The organism is Zoogloea sp. (assembly GCF_041911615.1).
Taxonomy (GTDB): Bacteria; Pseudomonadota; Gammaproteobacteria; order Burkholderiales; family Rhodocyclaceae; genus Zoogloea.
Map to the genome: position 1 here is coordinate 66,150 of NZ_JAYROR010000040.1, position 16,026 is coordinate 82,175.

19 protein-coding genes, 3 tRNA genes and 1 pseudogene are annotated in these 16,026 nt (G+C 66.9%); 9 read left to right on the forward strand and 14 right to left on the reverse strand.

Going from position 1 to position 16,026, the window contains the following annotated elements; genetic code table 11:
• Positions 1-38: 38 nt before the first annotated feature.
• The 3 genes from paaX (at position 39) to ACE3P2_RS05020 (ending at position 1,878) form a co-directional block, all read left to right on the forward strand.
• A complete protein-coding gene (paaX, locus tag ACE3P2_RS05010; RefSeq protein WP_374261716.1) occupies positions 39-992 on the forward strand; it encodes a phenylacetic acid degradation operon negative regulatory protein PaaX in 954 nt (317 codons plus the stop codon).
• Positions 993-1,078: 86 nt separating this feature from the next.
• Positions 1,079-1,417, forward strand: a complete 339-nt coding sequence (locus tag ACE3P2_RS05015; protein ID WP_374261718.1) for an antibiotic biosynthesis monooxygenase — start codon at positions 1,079-1,081, stop codon at positions 1,415-1,417.
• The gene (locus tag ACE3P2_RS05020; RefSeq protein WP_374261720.1) at positions 1,414-1,878 is read left to right on the forward strand and encodes an N-acetyltransferase family protein; all 465 of its coding nucleotides are present in this window, start codon (positions 1,414-1,416) and stop codon (positions 1,876-1,878) included. The genes ACE3P2_RS05015 and ACE3P2_RS05020 overlap by 4 nt, the downstream gene beginning before the upstream one ends.
• A gap of 3 nt (positions 1,879-1,881) precedes the next feature.
• Here ACE3P2_RS05020 and paaY read toward each other — a convergent pair whose 3' ends face one another.
• Positions 1,882-2,499 (reverse strand): phenylacetic acid degradation protein PaaY, encoded by a 618-nt coding sequence (gene paaY / locus ACE3P2_RS05025; protein WP_374261722.1) that lies wholly within the window; start codon positions 2,497-2,499, stop codon positions 1,882-1,884.
• Between the two features lie 114 nt (positions 2,500-2,613).
• Between paaY and ACE3P2_RS05030 the strand changes: the two genes are divergently transcribed.
• From ACE3P2_RS05030 to ACE3P2_RS05055, 6 genes and pseudogenes are all read left to right on the forward strand, one after another.
• On the forward strand, positions 2,614-3,420 hold the full coding sequence (locus tag ACE3P2_RS05030) for an IclR family transcriptional regulator (RefSeq protein WP_374261724.1): 807 nt from the start codon (positions 2,614-2,616) through the stop codon (positions 3,418-3,420).
• A gap of 341 nt (positions 3,421-3,761) precedes the next feature.
• On the forward strand, positions 3,762-4,637 hold the full coding sequence (locus ACE3P2_RS05035; RefSeq protein ID WP_374261726.1) for a branched-chain amino acid ABC transporter permease: 876 nt from the start codon (positions 3,762-3,764) through the stop codon (positions 4,635-4,637).
• A 2-nt stretch (positions 4,638-4,639) separates the two neighbouring features.
• Positions 4,640-5,572, forward strand: coding sequence for a branched-chain amino acid ABC transporter permease (locus ACE3P2_RS05040; protein ID WP_374261727.1), 933 nt, complete (start codon positions 4,640-4,642; stop codon positions 5,570-5,572).
• An 81-nt stretch (positions 5,573-5,653) separates the two neighbouring features.
• The gene (locus tag ACE3P2_RS05045; RefSeq protein ID WP_374261729.1) at positions 5,654-6,415 is read left to right on the forward strand and encodes an ABC transporter ATP-binding protein; all 762 of its coding nucleotides are present in this window, start codon (positions 5,654-5,656) and stop codon (positions 6,413-6,415) included.
• A gap of 16 nt (positions 6,416-6,431) precedes the next feature.
• Positions 6,432-6,830, forward strand: a pseudogene (locus ACE3P2_RS05050) (hemerythrin domain-containing protein); the annotation flags it as partial.
• A 180-nt stretch (positions 6,831-7,010) separates the two neighbouring features.
• Complete coding sequence (locus tag ACE3P2_RS05055; RefSeq protein ID WP_374261801.1) at positions 7,011-7,739, forward strand: ABC transporter ATP-binding protein; 729 nt, start codon at positions 7,011-7,013, stop codon at positions 7,737-7,739.
• Positions 7,740-7,848: 109 nt separating this feature from the next.
• On the opposite strand, the gene ACE3P2_RS05060 is transcribed toward ACE3P2_RS05055, so the two are convergent.
• The 13 genes from ACE3P2_RS05060 to rnc form a co-directional block, all read right to left on the reverse strand.
• The gene (locus ACE3P2_RS05060) at positions 7,849-8,268 is read right to left on the reverse strand and encodes an acyl-CoA thioesterase (protein ID WP_374261731.1); all 420 of its coding nucleotides are present in this window, start codon (positions 8,266-8,268) and stop codon (positions 7,849-7,851) included.
• Positions 8,269-8,330: 62 nt separating this feature from the next.
• Entirely contained in the window at positions 8,331-8,522 is a 192-nt protein-coding gene (locus ACE3P2_RS05065) for a hypothetical protein (RefSeq protein ID WP_374261733.1), read from the reverse strand.
• Positions 8,523-8,754: 232 nt separating this feature from the next.
• Positions 8,755-8,830 (reverse strand) — tRNA-Gly (locus ACE3P2_RS05070).
• A 12-nt stretch (positions 8,831-8,842) separates the two neighbouring features.
• Positions 8,843-8,916, reverse strand: a tRNA-Cys gene (locus tag ACE3P2_RS05075).
• A 51-nt stretch (positions 8,917-8,967) separates the two neighbouring features.
• Positions 8,968-9,043 (reverse strand) — tRNA-Gly (locus tag ACE3P2_RS05080).
• Positions 9,044-9,112: 69 nt separating this feature from the next.
• Positions 9,113-9,685 carry a CDP-diacylglycerol--glycerol-3-phosphate 3-phosphatidyltransferase gene (gene pgsA, locus ACE3P2_RS05085; protein ID WP_374261735.1) on the reverse strand — a complete coding sequence of 191 codons (573 nt, stop codon included), beginning with the start codon at positions 9,683-9,685 and terminating at the stop codon, positions 9,113-9,115.
• A 15-nt stretch (positions 9,686-9,700) separates the two neighbouring features.
• Complete coding sequence (gene uvrC / locus ACE3P2_RS05090) at positions 9,701-11,497, reverse strand: excinuclease ABC subunit UvrC (protein WP_374261737.1); 1,797 nt, start codon at positions 11,495-11,497, stop codon at positions 9,701-9,703.
• 14 nt (positions 11,498-11,511) lie between these two features.
• Complete coding sequence (gene nagZ / locus ACE3P2_RS05095) at positions 11,512-12,549, reverse strand: beta-N-acetylhexosaminidase (protein WP_374261739.1); 1,038 nt, start codon at positions 12,547-12,549, stop codon at positions 11,512-11,514.
• On the reverse strand, positions 12,546-12,923 hold the full coding sequence (gene acpS / locus ACE3P2_RS05100; RefSeq protein ID WP_374261741.1) for a holo-ACP synthase: 378 nt from the start codon (positions 12,921-12,923) through the stop codon (positions 12,546-12,548). Before acpS ends, nagZ begins: the two co-directional genes overlap by 4 nt.
• Entirely contained in the window at positions 12,920-13,681 is a 762-nt protein-coding gene (locus ACE3P2_RS05105) for a pyridoxine 5'-phosphate synthase (RefSeq protein WP_374261743.1), read from the reverse strand. The genes acpS and ACE3P2_RS05105 overlap by 4 nt, the downstream gene beginning before the upstream one ends.
• On the reverse strand, positions 13,678-14,418 hold the full coding sequence (gene recO, locus ACE3P2_RS05110; protein ID WP_374261745.1) for a DNA repair protein RecO: 741 nt from the start codon (positions 14,416-14,418) through the stop codon (positions 13,678-13,680). The genes ACE3P2_RS05105 and recO overlap by 4 nt, the downstream gene beginning before the upstream one ends.
• 21 nt (positions 14,419-14,439) lie before the next feature.
• The gene (gene era, locus ACE3P2_RS05115; RefSeq protein WP_374261747.1) at positions 14,440-15,354 is read right to left on the reverse strand and encodes a GTPase Era; all 915 of its coding nucleotides are present in this window, start codon (positions 15,352-15,354) and stop codon (positions 14,440-14,442) included.
• Positions 15,351-16,022 carry a ribonuclease III gene (gene rnc / locus ACE3P2_RS05120; RefSeq protein WP_374261749.1) on the reverse strand — a complete coding sequence of 224 codons (672 nt, stop codon included), beginning with the start codon at positions 16,020-16,022 and terminating at the stop codon, positions 15,351-15,353. The genes era and rnc overlap by 4 nt, the downstream gene beginning before the upstream one ends.
• Between the last annotated feature and the right edge of the window lie 4 nt (positions 16,023-16,026).

The window sequence follows — 16,026 nt, forward strand, 5'->3', positions numbered from 1 at the left end:
TAAAATAGCAAGCTTTATGCCTGCCCTCTGGCAACATCGTGCTACCCGCCGCTCAAAAACGTCTCGATGACTTTCGCCAGCAAGGCCGCGTCCAGGCCGGTTCGCTCATCATCTCGGTCTTCGGCGATGCCGTGCTGCCCCGTGGCAGCCGCATCTGGCTGGGAAGCCTGATCCAGCTGCTCGAGCCGCTCGACCTGAACGAGCGCCTCATCCGCACCTCGGTGTTCCGCCTCGCCAAGGAAGAATGGCTGCGCACCGAGCCCGTCGGACGGCGCACCGACTACCTGCTGACCCCCTCCGGCCAGCGCCGTTTCGAAGAAGCCTCCCGCCACATCTACGCCTCCAGCGCGCCCCTGTGGGACCGCCGCTGGCGCCTCATCGTCACCGTCGGCGAACTCAGCCCGAAGGAGCGCGACGCCCTGCGCCAGGCGTTGTTCTGGCAGGGTTTCGGCACGCTGGGCGGCGAATGCTTCGTCCATCCCAGCGCCGACCTCACCGCCGCCTTCGACGCCCTGCTGGCCGAAGGTCTCGCCGACACCCTCGGCAAGCTCAAGCCGCTGCTCGCCGCCGACGCCCAGTTCGGCAACGCCGCCAACGACGTGGACATGGTCAATGGCGCCTGGAATCTCGAGCGTCTCGCCGGCGTCTACGACGAATTCGTCGCGCGTTACCAGCCGGTGCTCGACGAGCTGCGCTCGGACGCCGCCGGCGACATCGCCGACGAAACCGCCTTCCTGCTGCGCGTGCTGCTGATCCACGACTACCGCCGCCTGCTGCTGCGCGACCCCGAACTGCCCGACGTACTGCTGCCCGCCGACTGGCCCGGCCAGAAGGCGCGCCTGCTCTGCAAGGAACTCTACCGGCGCCTGCTGTCGCCGTCCGAGCGCCACCTGGACACCCACTTCCAGCTCGCCAGCGGCCAGACCCCGCCGGCCTCGCAGCTCATCTACGCGCGTTTCCGCGAGGACGATCCGCTGGCCGAACTCGTCTGAGCCTGCGCGGGGCATCGCCCGCCCTTGTCATCGTGCGCGGCTGCGCATCTAATACGCGGCTTTTTCGATTGCACGGGGAGCAGCGGATGTACACCTCCACCTTCGTTTTCGCGGCCAAGGCCTTCGACGCCGAGTTTCACCGCCTCGACGACGCCATCGCCACCGCCGCCCGGTCGATTCCCGGCTACCTGGGCGAGACGTCCTGGGAGCACCCCCAGTCCGGCCAGATCGCCAACGTGTATTACTGGGACAGCCTCGAAGCTCTCCAGGCGCTCGTCGACCATCCCCTGCACCGGGAAGCCAAGGCCCGCCAGGCCAACTGGCTCGACGGCTACCACGTCACCATCGCCCAGGTGCTGCGCACCTACGGCGACGGCAAGCTCGGCGGCGTGCCCGGCGCGGCATCCCAGGGGGCCCGGCCATGACCGCGTCAGCCGTCTCCATCCGCCTTGCCGGCCCCGACGACGCGGCGGCCGTCGCACCGCTGTTCGACGCCTACCGCCAGTTCTACGACCAGCCCGCCGATCCGGCCGGCGCGGCACGCTTCGTGCTCGAACGCCTCGCCCGGCAGGAATCGGAAATCCTCATCGCCTGCGACGCGGGCGGCTGGCTCCTCGGCTTCTGCCAGCTCTACCCCACCTTCTGCTCGGTGGCGGCAAAGCCGATCTTCAGCCTCTACGATCTCTTCGTGCAGCCCGCCCATCGCCGCGCCGGTGTGGGGCGCCAACTGCTGCAGGCGGCCGAAGCGCTGGCCCGCGAACGGGGCAAGGTGCGCCTGGACCTCACCACCGCGCGCAGCAACCACGCCGCCCAGGCCCTGTACGAATCGCAGGGCTGGCAGCGGGACGAGGTGTTTCTCGCCTACACCCGCGTCCTCGACGCGTGACCCTCAGGCGTCCTTCTTCTTGAGTGCCACCAGCGGGATCACGTCCGGCATCTCGAAGCGCGGCCGATCCGGCTCCACCTCGGTGAGCGGATCAGTCTCCACCAGTGTGGCGAGGCAGCGCCTCGTCAGATCCTGGTAGGTTCGCGTGCCGTCCGACTTCCAGCGGATCTCCTCGTCGCTCAGGGCGCGCACCACCTTCGCCGGCATCCCCGCCACCAGCGAACGCGGCGGAATCTCGACGCCGGCCTTGACGAAGGCCATCGCCGCGACGATCGACGCCTCGCCAATCACCGCATTGTCCATCACCACCGCGTTCATCCCCACCAGCGCATTCCTGCCGATGCGGCAGCCATGCAGCACCGCGCCGTGGCCGATATGGCCATCTTCCTCGATCACCGTGTCGGTGCCCGGAAAGCCGTGCATCACGCAGGTGTCCTGCACGTTGACGCCGCGCTCGAGGATCAGCCTTCCGAAATCCCCGCGCAGGCTCGCACAGGGGCCGACGTAGCAGTCGGGGCCGACGATCACGTCGCCGATCAACACGGCGCTGGGGTGCACGTAGGCGCTCGGATCGACGACGGGCACGATGCCGTCGATGGCATAGACGCGAAGCTTGCTCATGAAATGTCTCCTTTGATCCCGGTCATTATTTCTTATACTAAAATCAATTTACCATTACGTAAGCAATTCCGTCACCCCGACCCCTCATTCCCGCAACCCACCGGATTCCACACCATGAGCGAAGAGCTGGAAGGAAAACACGGCGTCCAGTCCCTCGAAGTGGGCATGGGCATTCTCAAGGCGATGGTGTTCGGCAAGCGTTCGATGATGCTCAAGGACATCGCCGCCGCCGCCGACATGCCGCCCTCCAAGGCCCACCGCTACCTCGTCAGCCTGATCCGCAGCGGCCTCGTCGAGCAGGACCCGCTCACCTCGCGCTACAACCTCGGGCCCTTCGCCCTCAACATCGGCCTCGTCGCCATCGATCGCCTGGACCGCATCCGCCTCGGGCTTGCCGCCATCTCCGAGCTGCGCGACGAAATCAACGAAACCACCGCGCTCGCCGTGTGGGGCGAGAACGGCCCGGTCATCGTGCGCTGGGAGCGCCCGCGCCGGCCGATCACCGTCAACGTCGTCACCGGCACCACGCTGGGCGTGCTCAGCTCCGCCGCCGGACGGGTTTTCGCGGCCTGGCTGCCGGGCGCCACCCGCCCCATCGTCAAGCGCGAGATCGAGCAACGCAAGCACCTGCCGGCCGGCGTCGAGACCATCGCCGACGCCGAGGCCCTGCTCGACACGGTACGTGCCCGCGGGATCGCCGCGATCCGCGCCGGCAACTACCTGTTCCGCGGCGTCGAGGCCGCCGCCGCGCCGGTGTTCAACTTCAAGAACGAACTGACGATGGCGCTGGTCGTCGTCGGGGTCGAGGGCTCCATCGACATGGGCGACGACAGCGCCGCCCTCGCCCGCCTCAAGGACGCCGCCGACGCCCTCTCCCGCCGCCTCGGTTCGACCCGCGACGGCGACCTGCCCAGCGCCTGACGCACCCACACGATACGCAAAGCACGCCATTTCGGTACTTTGCGTATCGTAATCCGCGCCAATCCCCTCCCCTGCCCTGCCCATTCCGTTCGCCAAGCTTGCGCCAGCCGGGCCGTCCGCAGCGCGCCCGTGATTTGATACACAAATCTTTCTTGACTAGATTTTTTGTATCATTTCTAATGGCAGAATAAATTACAAAATACGGAATTTCGAGTGGCGTGCCATTCCTGCTCGCCACCGGAACAGCACGCCGGGCGCACCGACGCCCCCAACCCGATCGCTCAATCGACAGGAGACACGATGAACCATCGCCCCCCCCACGTCCGAACGGGAGCCGCGTGATGCTGGCCCAACTGCTGCAGTTCCTGTTCTCCGGCGTCACCGTCGGCGCCACCTACGCGCTGGCCGCGCTCGGCTTCACGCTGATCTACAACGCCAGCAACGTCATCAACTTCGCCCAGGGCGAGTTCATCATGCTCGGCGGCATGCTGGCGGTGTTCTTCGCCCAGGCTGGCCTGCCGCTGCCGGCCGCGCTGCTGCTGGCGATCCTGGTGCCGGCGGTGGTCGGCGTGCTCATCGAGAAGCTCGCCATCGAACCGGTGAAGGGCGCCGAGACGGTGACCCTCATCATCATCACCATCGGCGCCTCGCTGGTGATCCGCGGCCTGGTGCAGGTCTTCCTCGGCAAGAACACCCACAGCCTGCCGCCCTTCTCGGGCGACACGCCCATCGAGATCCTCGGCGCGACCCTGATGCCCCAGAGCCTGTGGGTGATGGGCGTCACGACGGTGGTCGTGGTGGTGCTGTGGTACTTCTTCAACCGCACCCTCACCGGCAAGGCGATGCTCGCCACCTCGTTCAACCGTCTCGCGGCAGAACTGGTCGGCATCAACACCAACGGCGTGCTGTTCATGAGCTTCGCCATGTCGGCGGCCCTGGGCGCGCTGGGCGGCATCCTGATCACCCCGATCACCCTCACCTCCTACGACGTGGGGATCATGCTGGGCCTCAAGGGCTTCGTCGCGGCGGTGCTGGGCGGGCTGGGCAACGGCCTCGGCGCGGTGGTGGGCGGCCTGCTGGTGGGTATCCTCGAAGCGATGGGCGCCGGCTACCTGTCGTCTGCCTACAAGGACGCGATCCCCTTCGTGCTGATCCTCTTCATCCTCTTCTTCATGCCGCGCGGCCTGTTCGGCGCGAAGGTGACCGACCGGGTGTGACCATGCACAAACGCGCCTACACCGGCCTCTACGTCGTCATCGCAGTGCTGGCCGTACTGCCCTTCGTGCTGCCCAACAGCTTCTATCTCGACCTGGCGATCCGCATGGCGATCAACGCGATCATCGTGCTGGGGCTCAACCTGCTGATCGGCTTCGCCGGCCAGATCAGCCTCGGCCACGCCGGCTTCCTGGGCATCGGCGCGTACGCCAGCGCCGTGCTGCCGACCCACTTCGGCTGGCATCCCGCGCTGGCGATGGCAGCCGGTGCGGTCGCCACCGGCCTGCTCGCCGCGCTGGTAGCCCGCCCGATCTTCAAGCTCAAGGGCAATTACCTGGCGATGGCGACGCTGGGTCTCGGCATCATCATCAGCATCACGGTGCGCAACGAGGCCCAATGGACCGGTGGCCCCGACGGCATGCCGGTGCCCCCCTTCGGCCTCGCCGGCTTCGAGCTGTCCAGCGACAAGCAGTGGTACTGGGTGGTCGCCGCGCTGCTGGCGGTGAGCGTGTGGGCGTCCCTCAACCTCATCGACTCGCCCTTCGGCCGCGCCCTGCGTGCGCTGCACGGCTCCGAAGTCGCGTCCCGCGTGGTGGGGGTCGACGTGGTGCGCTACAAGGTTGCCATCTTCGTGATGTCGGCGATGTTCGCCAGCCTGATGGGGAGCGTCACCGCCCATTACGTGGGCTTCGTCACCCCCAACCTGGCCGACTTCTTCCACTCCATCGAGCTCGTCACGATGGTCGTGATCGGCGGCATGGCTTCGGTTTACGGCTCGCTGATCGGCGCGGTGCTGCTCACCGCCCTGCCCCAGGCGCTGGCCACCTTCGAAGGCTGGGAGACCGTCGCCTTCGGCGCCATCCTGATGATCTGCATGATCTTCCTGCCCAAGGGCCTGGTGCCCACGCTGGCCAGCAAGTTCGGAAAGGCTGAATAAAGATGCCCTCCCGCTCCCTTCGTTCGCGGCCCCCCAAGGGGGCGCAGGCCTCCCTCGGGGCGGCCCTTCAGGAGTCCTGACATGGCCCTCCTCGACGTCTCCAACCTGTCCATCCACTTCGGCGGCGTGAAGGCCGTGCAGGATGTGAGCTTCTCCATCGACGCCGGCATCGTCTATTCGGTGATCGGCCCCAACGGCGCCGGCAAGACGACGCTGTTCAACCTCATCACCGGGGTCTACACCCCCACCGCTGGCGAGATCCGCCTCGACGGCGAATCCATCGCCGGCCGCTCGCCCGACGCGCTGGCCCGCCGGGGCGTCGCGCGCACCTTCCAGAACCTGCAGATCTGCATGAACATGAGCGCCATCGAGAACGTGATGGTGGGCGCCCACCTGCGGCTCGATCGCAATCTGCTCAAGGCCGCGCTGCGCCTGCCCAGCCTCACCCGCCGCGACGCCGCGCTGCGCGAAGAAGCCGCCGAGCTGATGCGCTTCGTCGGCCTCGACAAGTACATCGAAGCCCGCGCCGACTCGATGCCCTACGGCGCCCTCAAACGCCTCGAGATCGCCCGTGCGCTGGCCATGAAGCCGCGTCTGATCTTCCTCGACGAACCCGCCGCCGGCCTCAACCCGAAGGAAACCATCGAGGTGGACCACCTCGTGCGCAAGGTGGCCGACTCGGGCATCACCGTGGTGCTCGTCGAACACGACATGAAGATGGTCATGAACCTGTCCGACCGCATCCTGGTGCTCGATTACGGCAAGAAGCTGGCCGAAGGCACCGGCGAGGAAATCCGCCGCAACCCGGACGTGATCGCCGCCTACCTGGGCGCCCACGCCTGAGACCGAGGGAAACGAGATGGAAGCACTCCGCATCATCAAGGACGAGCATCGCAACCTGTGGCGCATCGCCATCACCCTCGACCGGGTCATCGACGACATGGTGGCCGAAGGCAAGGCGGACCACGCCTTCCTCGGCTCGGTGTTCGACTACTTCGAGCAGTTCGTGGACGACTTCCACCACCCCAAGGAAGACGGCTACCTGTTCCGCCTGCTGCGCCAGCGCAGCCCGGAAGCCGCGAGCGTGCTCGATCGCCTCGAGGCTGAACACCGCAACGCCCCCGCCAACCTGCGCGGCCTGCGCGACAAGCTCGCCCTGACCGCCAGCGGTCGGGTGGCGGTCAGCGATCTCGCCGAGGCGCTGCGCATCTACCTGGACGGCCTCAAGGAACACATCCGCGTCGAGGAAAAGGACGTCTTCCCCCTCGCCACCACGGCGCTCGGCGCCGACGACTGGCGCGAGATCGACGCGGCCTTCCTGAACAACGCCGATCCAGTGTTCGGCACCGAGGCGCAGGCCCAGTTCCGCGAACTGTTCCACCGCGTCGCCAGCCTCGCACCGGTATCGGTCGGCCTGGGCGCCCACAGCGCCGGCGAGCTGCAGGCACCCGCCGGCCAGGGCGAGGCGCTGCTGCGCGTCGACGGGCTGGAGAGCAGCTACGGCCGCATCAAGGCACTCAAGGGGCTCACCCTCGAGGTGCGACGCGGCGAGACCGTCGCCCTGGTGGGCGCCAACGGCGCCGGCAAGACCACCTTCCTGCGCAGCCTCTCCGGCGTGCAGCCGATGAGCGGCAAGATCGTCTTCGACGGCGAGGACATCTCCAGGCTGCGCGCCGACCAGCGCATGCGCCGCGGCATCTGCCAGAGCCCCGAAGGGCGCCAGGTGTTCGGCCCGCTCTCCATCGAGGACAACCTGCGCCTGGGCGCCTACACCCAGCCCAAGACGCAGGTGGAGGGCGACCTCGAGAAGATTTACGCGATGTTCCCGATCCTCAAGGAAAAGCGGAAGCTCCCCGCTGGCACGCTCTCTGGCGGCCAGCAGCAGATGCTGGCCATCGGGCGCGCGCTGATGGGACGACCCAAGCTGCTGCTGCTCGACGAGCCATCGATGGGCCTCGCCCCGCTGCTGGTGGAAGAAGTGTTCAACGTCGTCAAGACGCTCAAGGCCCAGGGCATGTCGATCGTCCTCGCCGAGCAGAACGCCTTCTCCGCCCTCGCCATCGCCGATCGGGGCTACGTGCTTGAGACCGGCAGCATCACGCTCACCGGCACCGGCCGCGAACTGATCGAGGACGAACAGGTGCGCGCCGCCTATCTGGGCATGTAAGCAGCCAACCGCGTCGATACCCTTCCCGACGAAACACCCCCGGGCTGCCCGATCTTCGGGCGGCCCGGGCTTTTTTGCGCACCCGACGCACGGCTGCCGCCGTCGCGGCTCACCCCCCGGCCGCCACCAGATACGGCGTGAAGCGCGCCCGCCACGCGTCGTCGATCATCACCGGGCGCATGCTGTCCATCGACAGCATCGCCACCACCAGCTCGCCACGAAAACGCAGCGCGTCGTCGGCTCCGGCGCACACCTCGAGGGTCATCGACGAAGCACCGATGCGCAGGATGCGGAGCGAAAAGTCCAGCACATCGCCATAGCGGCTCGGCAGCGCGAAGCTCATCTCTAGCCGCACCACCGGCAGCCCAAGCCGATGCACCTCGTGCAACTGGTGAAAGCTGACGCCGAGGCCATCGGCGCACCAGTCCTCCACCACCTCGTTGACCAACTCGACGTAGCGCGGATAAAAGCCAATGCCGGCGGGGTCGCAGTGAGCGAAACGGATCAGTTTTCGGGTACGAAATTCCATGGCGGGGCTCGGCGTTGGGGAACGCCCGATTCTAGCAAGCCCCGCACAATGCCCGGCTGAACTCAGGCGGAAGCGAAGCACCCCTGGCCATCGTTCACCGCGGCACCCGACAGCGCGTCGTCGCCGCCATCCACGGCCGAATCCGGCACGAAGAACAGCACCGGCCAGTTTTCGTCCGCCCCGAAGGCCTCGACACCGGGTCCCAGGACGTGCCGCAGCACCCGCCCAACTCCCGCTTCCAGCAGCTTCTTCATGTCCGACTCCCAGTCCGGATGATGCGGCGCACCATCGATGACGATCGTAAGCAGGCCAGATGACAGCCGGACGACGGAAGTTTTGCAGGCGTGCGACGACGGACGCAGTGCGATCTGGAATGCGCGAAAGTCTCGCCGCCAAGGGCGGCGTGCGGATGCAGCAGGGACAAGAAATACGAAGGGCGCGCGCAAACGGAAACGGGGAAAACCGAATGGTTTTCCCCGTTCAAACTGGAGCGGCAGAAGAGTCTCGAACTCTCGACCTATACCTTGGCAAGGTATCGCTCTACCAACTGAGCTACTGCCGCTTTGTTCTACCCTGGAGGCGCGAGCCGGAGTCGAACCGACCTACACGGATTTGCAATCCGGTGCATAACCGCTTTGCTATCGCGCCGTGTACCTCACAGAGAAGCACGTTGTATTGCTGCTTCCCTTCAAAATCCTTTGGAGCGGCAGAAGAGTCTCGAACTCTCGACCTATACCTTGGCAAGGTATCGCTCTACCAACTGAGCTACTGCCGCTGAAAGAGCCGCCATTATAGACAATAATCAGGCGACGTCAACAGTTACTCGCACTTTTTTATGGGTGCCTCAACGACTACGCTTCATCAGCTCCGGCCACGCGCAGCGCATGTAGTAACCCATCGACCACAGCGTCAGCACCGCCGCCACGTAGATCAGCACGGTGCCGAGGCTCGCGCTGTCGAAACCCAGCACCGGCGCCTGAATCAGCAGCAGCGGGATCGCCGACATCTGCGCCGCGGTCTTGAGCTTGCCGACGAAGGCGACCGCCACGCTGCCCGCCGCACCGACCTTCGCCATCCATTCGCGCAGCGCGGAAATGGTGATCTCCCGGCCGATGATGACCAGCGCGATCAAGGAATCCACCCGCCCCAGATGCACCAGCACGATCAGCGCCGCCGCCACCATCAACTTGTCGGCAACCGGATCGAGGAAGGCGCCGAAGGCGGAGGTCTGGCCGAGGGTGCGCGCGAGGTAGCCGTCGAACCAGTCGGTGACCGCGGCGACGATGAAGGTCAGGGTCGCCGCGAAGTTCTTGTCGGCGGGCGCGATCAGGCTGTCGGGAAAATAGTAGATGCCGACGAAGAACGGTATCAGCGCAATGCGCGCCCATGTCAGGGTGTTGGGAATGTTGAGAGGCATGTCGGCGTCTGCGTGCTATCGCAGGCTATTGTATATCTGTTCGGCAAGATGCCGGTTGATGCCTTCCACGCGACACAAATCTTCGACCGTGGCGTTGCGCACCCCGTCGATGCCGCCAAAGGCCGCGAGCAGCTTGCGCCGCCGGGTGGGGCCGACACCAGCGATGTCTTCGAGGCGCGAGGTGTTGCGGGTCTTGGCGCGGCGGGCGCGGTGGCCGGTGATCGCGAAACGGTGGGCCTCGTCGCGGATTTCCTGGATCAGGTGCAGGGCCGGCGCGTCCGGGCGAAGGTGCACGGGCTCGCGGCCGTCGGGGAAGACCAACGCCTCCAGACCTGGCTTGCGGCTCTCTCCCTTGGCGACGCCGAACATGGTGATCGACTCGAGCCCGAGCTCGGCGAGCACCTCCTTCGCCACGCCCATCTGCCCCTTGCCGCCGTCGATGAGGATCACGTCCGGGCGCACGCCCTCCCCCGCCGCCACTTTCTCGTAGCGCCGCGTAAGCGCCTGGCGCATGGCGGCGTAGTCGTCGCCCGCGGTGATGCCGGCGATGTTGTAGCGGCGGTATTCGGATTTCTTCATCGCGGTGCCGTCCCACACGACGCAGGACGCGACGGTGGCCTCGCCCATGGTGTGGGAGATGTCGAAGCACTCGATGCGGTTCGGCGTATCGGCGAGGCCGATGGCATCGCGCAGGGCTTCGAGGCGCGCCTCGCCGCGGGTGGATTCCTGCTCCCGGGCCAGAAGGGCGAGTCCAGCGTTGTTCTCGGCCATGCCGATCCAGGCGCGCTCGTTTTCGAAGCGCGCATTGACGACGCCGACCTTCCCCTCGACGACCTCCTCCAGCGCTTCCTTCACCACCTGCGGATCGAGGTTGACGATGACGCGCCCAGGCAGCGGATGATCGAGATAATGCTGCTCGACGAAAGCGACCAGCGCGTCGAGGGGTGCGCAGCCCTGGGCATTGCTCGGAAACAGCGGACGATCGCCGAGGTGACGCCCGCCGCGGATCATCGCCAGATTGACGCACACCGCGCCGGCCCGCTCCACGGCGGCGATCACGTCCACGTCCTCGTCCTTGGCGCTTTCGACGAACTGCTTGTGGAGCACCGCCTGCAAATTGCGGATCTGGTCGCGGTAGACCACCGCTTTCTCGAAGGCGAGCGCATCGGACGCGGCCTGCATGCGCTGGGACAGGTCGTCGATCACATCGGTGTGGCGCCCGTTGAGGAACAGGCTCGCCAGTTGCACGTCGGCCGCATAGGCCTCCTTCGAAATCAGGCCGACGCAGGGGCCGGTGCAACGCTGGATCTGGTGCAGCAGACAGGGCCGCGAGCGATTGGCGAAGGTGGTGTCCTCGCAAGTGCGCAGGCGGAAGATCTTCTGCATCAGGTGCAGGCTCTCACGCACCGCCCAGCCATTGGGAAAAGGCCCGAAGTACCGCACGCCCTTCCTGAAACCGCCGCGATGGTAGTAGATCTGCGGAAATTCGCCGCCCGATAGCGCAATGTAGGGGTAGGACTTGTCATCCCGGAACAGGATGTTGTACTTGGGCCCGAGGCTCTTGATGAGGTTGTTCTCGAGGATCAGCGCCTCGGCCTCGGAGCGCGTCGCGGTGGTATCGACGCGCACCACCTGCCCGACCATGATCGCGATGCGCGGACTGAGCTGGGTGCGCTGGAAGTACGACGACACCCGCCGCTTGAGGTTCTTGGCCTTGCCGACGTAAAGGACCACGTCGCCTTCGCCGATCATGCGGTAGACGCCGGGCTCCTCGGTGAGGGTGCGCAGGAAGGATTTGGCGTCGAAAGTCATGGCGAAGGCCGGCCTCAGGCCAAGGCCAGCACGGCCTCACGGGCGGCGACGTAGGGCGCCCAGCCGGCGAGGGTGGCCGGATCGGCCGGTACGCCGCCAGGGCGCGGACGCAGCGCGGCGACGCGCGCGGCGCTGTCGGCGGCCACGTCGGGCTTCCAGCGGTCGAGGAGCTGGACGGCGAGATCGGGCCGATTGCACACCAGCACCATGTCGCAACCCGCGCCATGGGCGGCCTGGGCGCGCGCCACGATATCGCCGGCGACACTGGCGCCTTCCATCGTCAGGTCGTCACTGAAGATCACGCCCTGAAAACCGAGCCGTCCGCGCAGCACGTCCTGCAGCCAGAACGGCGAAAAACCCGCCGGGCGCGCGTCGATGCGCTCGAAGATGACGTGGGCTGGCATCACGCCGCCCAGCTCGCCGGCGAGCAGGCGAAAGGGCTGGATGTCGTCGGCCCAGACCGCCTCGAAATCGCGGCCATCGACGGGAATCGCCACGTGGGAATCGGCCTCGACGGCGCCGTGGCCGGGGAAGTGCTTGCCAACCGCGCGCATCCCGGCGTCCGCGAGTCCGGCCACGACGGCGCGGGCCAGCTCGGCGGCCACCAGGGGGTCGCGGTGGAAGGCGCGGTCGCCGATGACGGTGCTCACGCCGTAGTCGAGGTCGAGCACCGGCGCGTAGCTCAGGTCGACGCCATGGGCGCGCAGCTCGGTGGCGAGCACGAAGCCGGCATGGCGGGCGGCGGCCTTCGCCGCGACCGGATCGGCATTCCATTCGACGCCGAAACGACGCATCGCCGGCAGCCGCGTGAAGCCTTCTCGAAAGCGCTGCACGCGCCCGCCTTCGTGGTCGACGGAAATCACCAGCCCGGGGCGCACCGCCCGGATCGCCGCGGTGAGGGCACACAACTGTGCCGGCTCCGCGTAGTTGCGGGCAAACAGGATCACCCCGCCGACGAGCGGGTGCTGGAGGATTTCGCGCTCTTCGGCGGTGATCTCATGACCGACCACGTCGAGCATGACCGGACCGGGTTGGGCGTGGGAAGGCTTCATGGTTTCTCGATGACGGCAAAGGCGACGACGTAATCGGTCTCGTCGGTGAGGCTGAGGTGGGCGACGAGACCCCGCGCCTGCATGTATTCGGCCAGGGCCGGGGAAAACGCGAACAGGGGCTTGCCGAGCGCGTCGTGGCCGACCCGCACCGCGTGCAGCGTGGCGGGGGCGGCAACGCCGGTACCGAGCGCCTTGCCGAAGGCTTCCTTGGCGGCGAAGCGCTTGGCGAGCAGGCGCGCGCGGTCGTGGGCGGCCTCGAAGACCGACATCTCGGTATCGGCGAGGATCCGCTCGGCGAAGCGGGCTCCGTGGCGCGCCAGGGCGTCGCTCATCCGCACGATACGGACGATGTCGGTGCCGATACCGTGGATCACGCTCGGCTGCCGCGTTCGGCGCCTTCGCGCATCAGGCGCTTCATTTCGCGCACCGCCTCGCGCAGGCCGGTGAACACCGCGCGGCTGACGATGGAATGGCCGATGTGCAACTCGCGGATGCCGGGCAGGCGGGCGATGGGCTGGACGTTGTAATAGTTGAGCGCGTGGCCGGCGTTGAAGCGCAGGCCGAGGCGACGGATCGCCTCGCCGGCGCGGGCGATCTTGTCGATCTCGGCCAGCACCGCGGGGCTCTCGGCATCGCGGCCGGCGGCATGGAATGCATGGGCGTAGGGGCCGGTGTGGATCTCGCAGACTTTCGCACCGATGCGCGCGGCGGCCTCGACCTGCGCGGGAATCGCGTCGATGAACACGCTGACGATGATACCGGCGTCGGCGAGACGGGCGACCGCGTCCTTCAGCTGGGCCTCTTGCGCGACCACGTCGAGACCACCTTCGGTGGTGATCTCGTGGCGACCTTCGGGCACGAACATCGCCATCTCGGGCTTGAGCGCGCAGGCGATGCCGACCATCTCGGGCGTGGCGGCCATCTCGAGGTTGAGCTTGATCTGGGTAAGGTCGCGCAGGCGGCGCACGTCCTCGTCCTGAATGTGGCGGCGGTCTTCGCGCAGATGCACGGTGATCCCGTCGGCCCCGCCCAGGTGCGCTTCGACGGCCGCCCACACGGGATCGGGTTCCCAGGTGCGGCGGGCCTGGCGGAGGGTGGCCACGTGGTCGATATTGACGCCGAGTTCGATCAAGACAAATCTCCGGGAAAGGCAAATAGTTCGGTGAAGACCCGGCGCGACTGGAGCTGCTGTCCGCCGAGGTAGTGCTGGATGAGCCGGCGCATCAGCGCCTTGCTCTGGGCCAGGGTGTCGGGGTCGCGGAAATCGCCCGCCGCCATGTCGAGCAGCGTCTTGCCGGCGACCACCGCCGGGTCGTCGATGGCGTGTTCGTCGAGGGCGATCGGCCCGCGTTCGATTATATAAGCGTAGTCGGTGCCGGGCCGGACCGGTGCGCCATCGGCATCGCTGTCCAGTGGCAACCCGTAGCCGAGCTCCTGCAGCAGCGCCAGCTCGAAGCGGCGCAGGACCACTTCCTGCGATTCACCGGCCGCCAACGCACGCAGGCTGTCGCCGTAGGCCCGGTGCAGGCGTGGATGGGCGTCTTCGCGCGGCAGCAGGCGCATCAGCAGTTCGTTGGCGTAATACGCGCACAGCAGCGCCTGCCCAGCCAGCAGCGGCTGCCCCCCTTGCCATTCGGCGCGGACCAGGGTCTTCATCTCGCCCCCGCCGCTCCAGTCGATCAGGAGCGGCTGAAAGGCCATCAGCACGCCGCGCAGCTGTGACGCCGGACGCCTGGCACCCTTGGCCACCAGGCCGACGCGGCCGTGGTCGCGACTGAAGACCTCGACGATGAGGCTGGTTTCGCGGTACGGGTAGCTGTGCAGCACGAAGCCGGGCTGCTGGTCGACGCGCTGCTTGGCGGCGCTCACGGCGTGCGGCCCCCGCCCGGCTTATTCGTAGCCGAGGCTCTTGAGCGCCCGCTCGTCGTCGGCCCAGCCGCTCTTCACCTTGACCCACACTTCGAGGAAAACCTTGGAGTCGAAGAGCTTTTCGAGTTCGACACGGGCTTCGGAGGCGATGCGCTTGAGGCGTTCGCCGCCCTTGCCGATGACCATCGCCTTGTGGGCGTCGCGGTCGACGATGATCGCCGCATGAATGCGACGCAGGCCCGGCTCGGCCTCGAACTTCTCGATCTCGACGGTCATCCCGTAGGGCAGCTCCTCGCCGAGCTGGCGGAACAGCTTTTCGCGCAGGAACTCTGCGGCGAGGAAGCGCTCGCTGCGGTCGGTGATGTCGTCCTCGCCGAAAATCCACTCGCCTTCCGGGAGGTAAGGTTCTGCGGCTTTGAGGAGCTGATCGGTGTTGTGCCCCTTCTCGGCGGAGACCGGGACGATCTCCGCAAAGGGGTAAATTGCGCTCATCTTCTGGAGGAAGGGCAGCACCTTCGCCTTGTCCTCCAGCATGTCCATCTTGTTCACCACCAGGATGACCTTCGCGCCTTCGGGCAGCAGCTTCACCACCTGCTCGTCGGCGGGGCCGAAGCGGCCGCTCTCGATGACGAACAGCACCAGGTCCACGTCTGCCAGCACCTGGGTGACGGTGCGGTTCATGGCCCGGTTGAGGGCATTTTTGTGACGGGTCTGGAAGCCCGGAGTATCCACGAAGATGTACTGGGCGCGACCTTCGGTGAGCACGCCGGTGACGCGGTGACGGGTGGTCTGGGCCTTGCGCGAGACGATGCTGATCTTCTGGCCGATGAGCCGGTTGAGGAGCGTCGACTTGCCCACGTTGGGGCGCCCGACGATGGCGACGAAACCGGTACGCTGCGACGGTTCACCGGCGCCGGAAGTGAGAGTCTGGGTCATTGCTTGGGTAGGCGTTCCAGCGCCCGCTGGGCGGACTGCTGTTCGGCAGCGCGGCGACTCACGCCGATGCCGCGGGTCTTGAGGCCAAGGCCGACGATCTCGCACTCGACCTCGAATTCCTGCTGGTGGGCTTCGCCGCGGGTGTCGGCGAGCGAATACTTGGGCAACGGCATGCGTCGGCCCTGCAGCCATTCCTGCAGCGCCGTCTTCGGATCCTTGAGAGCGCGAGCCGGGTCCAGTTCGGCGAGGGATTTGGCGTAGAGGCGATCGACCGTCTCCTTGGCCGCGGCGAAGCCGGCGTCGAGGAAAACCGCCGCGATGATCGCCTCGAGGGCGTCCGCCAGAATCGACGGGCGGCGATGGCCGCCGCTCTTGAGCTCGCCCTCGCCGAGGCGCAGGTATTCGCCGAGCTTCAGGCCGTCGGCGAGGCGATGCAAGGCCTCCTGGCGCACCAGATTGGCCCGGAGGCGCGACATGTCACCTTCGCGCAGGTCGACGAATCGCTCGAACAAGGCGATCGCGGTGACGCAGTTGAGCACGCTGTCGCCGAGGAACTCGAGGCGCTCGTTGTGGGGAGAGCCGAAACTGCGGTGGGTGACCGCCTGCTGAAGCAGCTCCGGCCGGGAAAAGCGATGGCCAATGGCCTGCTGCAGAACGTCCAGCTTCATGGAT

Bases quoted from the DNA above. Each gene is read 5' to 3' on its own strand.
- ACE3P2_RS05015 (WP_374261718.1), top strand. From the start codon at position 1,079: ATGTACACCTCCACCTTCGTTTTCGCGGCCAAGGCCTTCGACGCCGAG.
- ACE3P2_RS05020 (WP_374261720.1), top strand. From the start codon at position 1,414: ATGACCGCGTCAGCCGTCTCCATCCGCCTTGCCGGCCCCGACGACGCG.
- paaY (WP_374261722.1), bottom strand. From the start codon at position 2,499: ATGAGCAAGCTTCGCGTCTATGCCATCGACGGCATCGTGCCCGTCGTC.
- ACE3P2_RS05030 (WP_374261724.1), top strand. From the start codon at position 2,614: ATGAGCGAAGAGCTGGAAGGAAAACACGGCGTCCAGTCCCTCGAAGTG.
- ACE3P2_RS05035 (WP_374261726.1), top strand. From the start codon at position 3,762: ATGCTGGCCCAACTGCTGCAGTTCCTGTTCTCCGGCGTCACCGTCGGC.
- ACE3P2_RS05040 (WP_374261727.1), top strand. From the start codon at position 4,640: ATGCACAAACGCGCCTACACCGGCCTCTACGTCGTCATCGCAGTGCTG.
- ACE3P2_RS05045 (WP_374261729.1), top strand. From the start codon at position 5,654: ATGGCCCTCCTCGACGTCTCCAACCTGTCCATCCACTTCGGCGGCGTG.
- ACE3P2_RS05060 (WP_374261731.1), bottom strand. From the start codon at position 8,268: ATGGAATTTCGTACCCGAAAACTGATCCGTTTCGCTCACTGCGACCCC.
- ACE3P2_RS05065 (WP_374261733.1), bottom strand. From the start codon at position 8,522: ATGAAGAAGCTGCTGGAAGCGGGAGTTGGGCGGGTGCTGCGGCACGTC.
- pgsA (WP_374261735.1), bottom strand. From the start codon at position 9,685: ATGCCTCTCAACATTCCCAACACCCTGACATGGGCGCGCATTGCGCTG.
- uvrC (WP_374261737.1), bottom strand. From the start codon at position 11,497: ATGACTTTCGACGCCAAATCCTTCCTGCGCACCCTCACCGAGGAGCCC.
- nagZ (WP_374261739.1), bottom strand. From the start codon at position 12,549: ATGAAGCCTTCCCACGCCCAACCCGGTCCGGTCATGCTCGACGTGGTC.
- era (WP_374261747.1), bottom strand. From the start codon at position 15,354: ATGACCCAGACTCTCACTTCCGGCGCCGGTGAACCGTCGCAGCGTACC.
- rnc (WP_374261749.1), bottom strand. From the start codon at position 16,022: ATGAAGCTGGACGTTCTGCAGCAGGCCATTGGCCATCGCTTTTCCCGG.